At 68.8% G+C, this 7,354-nt stretch carries 8 protein-coding genes and 1 rRNA gene; all 9 read left to right on the top strand.

Annotated features, from left to right (window positions below):
- Positions 1-137 precede the first annotated feature (137 nt).
- A 5S ribosomal RNA gene (gene rrf, locus ACFWV8_RS00005) occupies positions 138-254 on the top strand.
- 79 nt (positions 255-333) lie between these two features.
- Positions 334-978: an HAD family hydrolase gene (locus ACFWV8_RS00010; protein WP_384196558.1), complete on the top strand. Its 645-nt coding sequence runs from the start codon at positions 334-336 to the stop codon at positions 976-978.
- A gap of 43 nt (positions 979-1,021) precedes the next feature.
- On the top strand, positions 1,022-2,260 hold the full coding sequence (locus ACFWV8_RS00015) for an MFS transporter (protein ID WP_384196560.1): 1,239 nt from the start codon (positions 1,022-1,024) through the stop codon (positions 2,258-2,260).
- On the top strand, positions 2,229-3,401 hold the full coding sequence (locus ACFWV8_RS00020; RefSeq protein ID WP_384196562.1) for an acetoin utilization protein AcuC: 1,173 nt from the start codon (positions 2,229-2,231) through the stop codon (positions 3,399-3,401). The genes ACFWV8_RS00015 and ACFWV8_RS00020 overlap by 32 nt, the downstream gene beginning before the upstream one ends.
- 100 nt (positions 3,402-3,501) lie before the next feature.
- Complete coding sequence (locus tag ACFWV8_RS00025) at positions 3,502-4,317, top strand: phosphatase (RefSeq protein ID WP_384196563.1); 816 nt, start codon at positions 3,502-3,504, stop codon at positions 4,315-4,317.
- 128 nt (positions 4,318-4,445) lie between these two features.
- Positions 4,446-4,658 (top strand): helix-turn-helix domain-containing protein, encoded by a 213-nt coding sequence (locus tag ACFWV8_RS00030; protein ID WP_014046653.1) that lies wholly within the window; start codon positions 4,446-4,448, stop codon positions 4,656-4,658.
- Positions 4,659-4,768: 110 nt separating this feature from the next.
- Positions 4,769-4,867 (top strand): 30S ribosomal protein bS22, encoded by a 99-nt coding sequence (locus ACFWV8_RS00035; protein WP_003948845.1) that lies wholly within the window; start codon positions 4,769-4,771, stop codon positions 4,865-4,867.
- Between the two features lie 198 nt (positions 4,868-5,065).
- Complete coding sequence (locus tag ACFWV8_RS00040) at positions 5,066-6,103, top strand: NAD-dependent epimerase/dehydratase family protein (protein WP_329383532.1); 1,038 nt, start codon at positions 5,066-5,068, stop codon at positions 6,101-6,103.
- Position 6,104: 1 nt separating this feature from the next.
- Positions 6,105-7,313 (top strand): lysophospholipid acyltransferase family protein, encoded by a 1,209-nt coding sequence (locus tag ACFWV8_RS00045; protein WP_384196565.1) that lies wholly within the window; start codon positions 6,105-6,107, stop codon positions 7,311-7,313.
- The last annotated feature ends 41 nt before the right edge of the window (positions 7,314-7,354 follow it).

The following is a 7,354-nucleotide window of genomic DNA, read 5'->3' on the forward strand; positions in this document are numbered from 1 at the left end:
GAAGCACTGTGAGGTGTGGAGTTGACCGGTACTAATAGGCCGAGGGCTTGTCCTCAGTTGCTCGCGTCCACTGTGTTAGTTCTGAGACAACGAACAGTTGTGCTGTCAACCGGCTGTTCAAGATTGTTTCACTGTGTTTCGGTGGTCATTGCGTGAGGGAAACGCCCGGTTACATTCCGAACCCGGAAGCTAAGCCTTTCAGCGCCGATGGTACTGCAGGGGGGACCCTGTGGGAGAGTAGGACGCCGCCGAACAATTATTGGCCTCGGCCCCTGGACCATTCGTCCGGGGGCCGAGGCATTTCTGCGTTCAGGGGCCGTTTACAGTCGGTGTATGCGCTATGCACTGGTTATCTTCGACAACGACGGCGTCCTCGTCGACAGCGAGCCGCTTTCCAACACCATCCTTGCCGGCTATCTCACCGAGCTCGGACATCCGACCACGTACGAGGATTCCCTCCGCGACTACATGGGCGCCGCGGTCCACCGGGTGCACGACCTCGTACGGGAGAGGACCGGGCAGCAGCTGCCCGCCGACTTCGACGACACCCTGCACCGTCGCGTGTTCGCCGCGTTCGAGCGGGAGTTGGAGCCCGTCGAGGGTGTTCCCGAGGTGCTGGGCAAGCTGGTCGCCGACGGGCAGCCGTACTGCGTCGCGTCGTCCGGGAGCCATGAGCGGATCCGGGTGGGACACCGTAAGACCGGGCTGGACCGGTGGTTCGAGCCCGGGATCGTCTTCAGCGCGCAGGACGTCGGGCGCGGCAAGCCGGCCCCAGATCTCTTTCTGCACGCCGCCGACCGGATGGACGTGGAGCCCGCGCGGTGCGTCGTTGTCGAGGACAGTCCGCTCGGTCTGGCCGCGGCGCGGGCGGCCGGGATGGATGTGTACGCGTTCACCGCGATGACCCCTGCAGAGAAGCTGCCGGGGGCGACGGGGTACTTCTCCTCGATGACCGAGCTCCTGGAACTGCTTGGGTGATCCATCTACCCCTGGGTAGCGCTGAGCCATACGCTGTCCGGCCATGACAGGCATACCGGTCAACGCAGATGTGCGGTTGAGACACGGACGGGTGGCCCTGGCCCTGAGCTTCCTCGTGCAAGGGGTCGCCTTCGCCCTCCTCGTCACGCGCATTCCCGCCATCCAGGACCGGTACGGGATATCGGACGGCCTGCTGCCGGTGTTCCTCGCGGCCGTGCCGATTCTCGCCGGTGTGGGGAGCGTGCTCACCGAGAAGATCGTCGCGCACGTGCGGCCCCGTGTCGTACTGCGCTGGGCCCAGCCCGTTGTGCTGCTCGCTCTCCTCGGCGTGGCCGCCGGTGATCAGGTGTGGCAGCTCGCCGTGGCGCTCGGTGGGTTCGGGCTGTCGGTCGGTGCTCTCGACGCGTCGATGAACATGCTGGGCGTGCGCCTTCAACGGGCGTACGGGCGCAGCATCATGCTCGGATTCCACGCCACGTACAGCCTCGGGGGTATCGCCGGGGCCTCGCTCGCCTGGGCCGGCGCGCACTGGGATCTGTCGCTGCTGGTGTCCTATCTGCCGGTCGTCGTCGTGCTGTTGCCGGCCGCGCTCGTCGGGAGTCGCTGGTACACAGAAGCGGACACGGTGACGGAGACGGACACCGGCACCAACACCGGTGACGGGAAAGCCACCACCGCCGGCAGCGTGGCCTTCAAGGCCCTCCTGCCCCTCTGTCTCGTCATGACCTTCGCCTATATCGGTGACTCCACCGTCTCCAACTGGAGCGCCAAGTACCTCCAGGACGTGCTGGGCAGCTCCGACGAGGTCGCCACCGTTCCGTACAACGCCTACATGGTCACCACCCTCCTTGGCCGCGCCGCCGGTGACCTCGGCGTACGCCGCTTCGGCCCGGTCGCCGTCGTGCGGTTCGGGGCGCTCTTCGCCGCCGCCGGGTTCGCGGTGGTCGCGCTGGCGCCCGGCGCGTGGGTGGGGATTCTGGGGTTCACGGTGCTCGGATTCGGGCTCTGCGTCCTCGTGCCGCAGTGCTTCGCCGCCGCCGGGCGGATGTTCCCCGGCGCCAGCGACGCGGCCGTCGCCCGGCTGAACATCTTCAACTACGTGGGGTTCCTCATCGGTTCTCCCCTCGTCGGCGCCCTCGGTGACGTGTGGAGCTACCGGGGCGCGATGCTCGTACCGATGCTGATGATCCTGGTGACGCTGGTGTACGCCCCGTCGTTCGCCGACGGTGCCGCCCGATACGGTGGCAGGCATGACCGGTCGCGCGCAGCTGATGTGGGATGACGCCGTAACGGGTTACAACTTCGGGGCGAGTCACCCGATGGACCCGGTGCGGCTGGCACTGACCAGGGAGCTCGTACGCGCGTACGGGCTGGACAGCAAGGTGGACGTGGTCCCCGCGCCCTCCGCCGGGGATTCCACGCTGAGACTCGTCCACCGCCAGGAGTACGTCGAAGCGGTACGGCGCTACTCGGCCGATCCGCGGTCCGCCGACGGTTCGTACGGCATTGGGACACCCGACGATCCGGCCTTCGCCGGCATGCACGAGGCGTCCGCGCTCATCGCCGGGCAGTCGGTCGGAGCCGCCGACGCGGTATGGCGCGGGGAGACGAACCACGCCGTGAACTTCGCCGGCGGCCTGCACCACGCGATGCCCGCGGCGGCCTCGGGCTTCTGCGTCTACAACGACGCCTCGCTCGCCGTCGCCCGCTTCCTGGAGCTGGGCGCGGAGCGCGTCGCGTACGTGGACGTGGACGTGCACCACGGGGACGGTGTCCAGGCGTCGTTCTGGGACGACCCGCGTGTGCTGACCATCTCGCTGCACGAGCATCCCCGCACGCTCTTCCCGCAGACCGGCTGGCCGGAGGAGACGGGCGGGGACGCGGCCGAGGGCAGCGCTGTCAATCTGCCGCTGCCCGCGGGGACGGGCGACGAGGGATGGCTGCGGGCCTTCCACGCCGTCGTACCCGAACTGCTCGCGGACTTCCGCCCGCAGGCGCTGGTGACACAGCACGGCGCCGACACGCACTTCGAGGACCCGCTGGCCCATCTCGCGGTGTCGCTCGACGCGCAGCGCGCCGTGCAGGCCTCCTGCCACGAACTCGCCCACGCCTACGTCGACGAGGCCCGCTGGGTGGCTCTCGGCGGTGGCGGATACTCGGTCGTGGACGTCGTGCCGCGTTCCTGGACGCATCTGGTGGCGATCGCGGCGCACGCGCCCATCGATCCGAAGACGGTGGTGCCGGAGGAGTGGCGGGACGAGGTGTACGCCCGTACGCGTGAGTCCGCGCCGCATCGGATGACGGACGGGCGTACGGCGAACTGGGAGTCCTGGGACGCGGGTTACGACCCGGCCGACCGGCTGGACCAGGCGATCATCGCGACCCGCAAGGCGTCCTTCCCGCTGCGAGGGCTGCTGGCCTGACCCCGGGCCGGCGCGTCGCACGACCTGCCGGCTACTCCAACTGTGCGGTCCCGCAACCGTTTTGGCCCCGTATCTCCCCCGGTGCGGGACCATCGGGACCGTGCCGAGTACCGACGCCCTCCGGGCCCATCTGCTGGCCGCCCGTCTGGCCGGCCCGGTGGCCACCACGCGGGAGCAGAGCCTGCGCAGTTACCGGCTCTTCGCCGCCCGCGATCCGCGCGTGACGCTGGGCCTGACCCCCGAACGGGCCTGGCACGAGCGCGACTTGCTGCGGCTCATGGCCGACCGCTGCGGAGTGTCGGGGGACCCCGCGCATGTCTCGGGCGGCGATGTCATCGACCCCGAGCGGACATTGAGCAGCCTCGACGCCTTCGCCGAGCGGCTCGGCGCGGCTGCCGGCCGGCGGGCTCCCGTGCTGTTCGGGACCGGGCATCCGCACCGGTTGATCGGCTTCTATGCGGGGTTGGCAGACGCTTTGTCGGCGGCGGGATGCGTCGTTCTCACCCCGGCGAAGGGGCGATGTATCGACATAACGACCCGGTTCGGCGTACGCACGTACCGCCTGGAGTACGTACGGGGAGTCGCGTTGGTGCGGGAATCCGAAGCCTCGCACGCCGGGAGTGAGACCGGCGCACACAGCCATTCCCCCCTCCCCGTTCGGGTCGCGCTGGACGGTGCGGCGGAGGCGGGCGGGCCGCTCCCGGAGTTGGTCGTCGGAGATCACGGATGGGTCTGCGGGGCAGGTCAGTTGGGCATCGAGGCCATCGGGCTGGCCGACACCGACGATCCGGCGCTCTTCGTCGGTGAGGCGGAGGGCCGCGTGTCCGCCGTGGTTCCGGTTGACGACGGTGTCCGGTCCGATTGCTACCGTCCACTGACTCGCTATGTACTCAATCGAGCGTGTCTGTCACAGTAGGCGGCCATGTGCTGCTCCTCTTCCCCACTCGTACCACCCGCCCCTACTCTGGGGTGTGAGCGCACAGCGACGAAGAGTCACCGGAGGGGAAGCCGGTGCGCGTCGGGTGCGGAAGGTACAGGTGGGTCATGGCTGCTGGCAGCGAGAGGCCTCTCAACGAGGTCAAGTTCCTTACCGTGGCGGAAGTCGCCTCGGTCATGCGAGTGTCGAAGATGACCGTGTATCGATTGGTGCACAGTGGTCATCTGCCGGCGATCCGGGTGGGCAGGTCTTTCCGGGTTCCGGAGCAAGCGGTTCACGAGTATCTCCGCGAGTCTTTCGTGGGGGTCGAATCCGCCTGAGATTTCCCTCGGATTACGTCCCTCACCCGGCGACGGGTAGGCTGGGCCAACGTAGGTCGTGTGGGCCCAGACGCCCCGCACCGAGTGAAGAGAAGTGAGCGAGGGTAGTCGTGGGCTCTGTTATCAAGAAGCGGCGTAAGCGGATGGCCAAGAAGAAGCACCGCAAGCTGCTCAAGCGCACCCGCGTTCAGCGTCGTAACAAGAAGTGAGCGACAGCTGTACGTGACATCGCGGCCCTTCCACCATGCAGGTGGGAGGGCCGTGGTGCGTTACGGCTCAAAGATTTCGCGAAGCTCCGGAGAAGAGCCTCGTGCGGCCGTCCCCCGGCTACGGCGACCCGCTACGGTGACGGCTGGGACAAGCAATGTGCTTGGGTCGGACATCGAATTCAGGGGAAGGCGCTGATCTTGGGCAAGGTCGTGCTCGTGACCGGAGTGGCGCGCCAGCTCGGCAGCCGTCTCGTACGGAGAATCCTGCGCGACTCCGAGGTGGACCGGGTCATCGGTGTGGACGCCGTCACTCCCGAGCACAGTCTCGGCGGTGCCGATTTCGTCCGGGCGGACATCCGTCAGCCCGCCATAGCGCGGGTCCTGGCCGAGCATTCCGTCGACACGGTCGTGCACATGGACGTGACGGGCACGCCGCTGGGCACCGGCGGCCGGACGGCCGTCAAGGAGACGAACGTCATCGGCACGATGCAACTGCTCGGCGCCTGCCAGAAGTCGCCCACCGTCGAGCGCCTGGTCGTCAAGTCGAGCACGAGCGTGTACGGCTCCGCGCCCCGGGACCCGGCCGTCTTCACCGAGAACACCCCGCCCAAGTCGCTGCCCAGCGGCGGCTTCGCGAAGGACGCGGTGGAGGTCGAGGGGTACGTGCGCGGGTTCGCGCGCCGCCGTCCCGATGTGGCGGTGTGCGTACTGCGCTTCGCGAACATCCTGGGGCCGGCGGCGGATTCACCGCTCGCCGAGTATCTGGCGCTGCCCGTGCTGCCGACGGTCTTCGGCTACGATCCGCGGCTCCAGTTCGTCCACGAGGACGACGTCATCGACGTCCTGCGGATCGCCCTGCACGAGCCGAGGCGCGGCACGCTCAACAGCGGGACCTTCAACATCGCAGGTGACGGTGTGCTGTTGCTCTCGCAGTGCTCCCGGCGTCTGGGCAGGCCGACGGTGCCCGTTCTGCTGCCCGCGGTGACCTGGGTCGGCTCCGCGCTGCGCACGCTCGGTGTGACGGACTTCTCGCCGGAGCAGATCCGGCTGCTGACCCACGGCAGGGTCGTCAGCACGGACCAGATGCGCGAGACACTGGGGTTCGTACCCACGTACACGACGGCGGAGGCCTTCACGGACTTCGCACGTAGCCGGGGTGCCGGGCTGTTGCCGCCGGAGGCTGTCGCCGACGCGGTCGACCGGCTCGCCACCCTCGTCAGCAAGGAGCGCATCTGACATGGCCGATGCCAAGGTCATCCCCTTCGGCGAAGAGCCCCGGTCACGGCGCGCGGCGCGGCTGGGCGGCGCCGCCGGCACCGGCGGCGGGACTTCGAAAGCCGCGAAGTCTTCGAAGGCGGCGAAGTCTTCGAAGGACGCCGCCGCGAAGCGCGCGCAGGGGCGCGGCAAGTCCGCCTCGTCCCAGCCGGGTTCGGGGCCGCAGTCGTCGCTCTCGTCCGTTCCCGATCAGCCGGACGGGACGCGGGACGCCGCCGGCGGCGACGCGCGGGACGCCGATCCGACCCAGGCCGGTGCGGCAGCTGCGGCGAGCGAGACCGGGGCGGACGATGTCCGGCCCGAGACCGATGCCGAGCCCCGGCCCGGTGGGGGCGACTGGGACCGGCGGCTCGCCCAGGGCTTCGCCTTCCTGCGGCGCCGGGTCACGGGCGACTACGAGGTGGACGAGTTCGGTTACGACAAGGAACTCACCGACCAGGTCCTGATGTCGCTGATCCGGCCCCTCTACGCGAACTACTTCCGCGTGGAGGTGAAGGGCATCGAGAACATCCCCTCGGACGGCGGCGCCCTGGTGGTGTCCAACCACTCCGGCACCCTCCCGCTGGACGGCCTGATGATGCAGGTCGCCGTCCACGACAACCATCCCGCCGGCCGCCATCTGCGACTGCTCGCCGCGGACCTGGTGTTCATGCTGCCGGTCGTCAACGAACTAGCGCGCAAGGCCGGTCACACCCTGGCCTGCGCGGAGGACGCCGAACGGCTGCTCCAGCGCGGCGAGATCGTCGGTGTGATGCCGGAGGGTTTCAAGGGCCTCGGCAAGCCCTTCGGTGAGCGCTACAAGTTGCAGCGCTTCGGCCGGGGCGGATTCGTCTCGACCGCGCTGCGGCAGGGCGTGCCGATCGTGCCGTGCTCGATCGTCGGGGCGGAGGAGATCTACCCGATGCTCGGCAACTCCAAGACGCTGGCCCGGCTGCTGGGATTCCCGTACTTCCCGATCACGCCGACGTTCCCGTGGCTCGGGCCGCTCGGCGCGCTGCCGCTGCCGACGAAGTGGACGATCCAGTTCGGCGAGCCGATTCCGACGGACGGCTATCCGCCGGAGGCGGCCGAGGATCCGATGCTGATGTTCAACCTGACCGATCAGGTGCGGGAGCAGATCCAGCACACGCTCTACAAACTGCTCGTACAGCGGCGGTCGGTCTTCTTCTGACGCCGCGTTCGCACGTATGAGAGGAGGGGAGGGGCGTCGGG

The sequence above is a fragment of the Streptomyces sp. NPDC058665 genome (assembly GCF_042714995.1).
Classification (GTDB): Bacteria; Actinomycetota; Actinomycetes; order Streptomycetales; family Streptomycetaceae; genus Streptomyces.

Coding starts and splice junctions, on each gene's coding strand:
- ACFWV8_RS00010 (WP_384196558.1), top strand. CDS start 334: ATGCGCTATGCACTGGTTATCTTCGACAACGACGGCGTCCTCGTCGAC.
- ACFWV8_RS00015 (WP_384196560.1), top strand. CDS start 1,022: ATGACAGGCATACCGGTCAACGCAGATGTGCGGTTGAGACACGGACGG.
- ACFWV8_RS00020 (WP_384196562.1), top strand. CDS start 2,229: ATGACCGGTCGCGCGCAGCTGATGTGGGATGACGCCGTAACGGGTTAC.
- ACFWV8_RS00030 (WP_014046653.1), top strand. CDS start 4,446: ATGGCTGCTGGCAGCGAGAGGCCTCTCAACGAGGTCAAGTTCCTTACC.
- ACFWV8_RS00045 (WP_384196565.1), top strand. CDS start 6,105: ATGGCCGATGCCAAGGTCATCCCCTTCGGCGAAGAGCCCCGGTCACGG.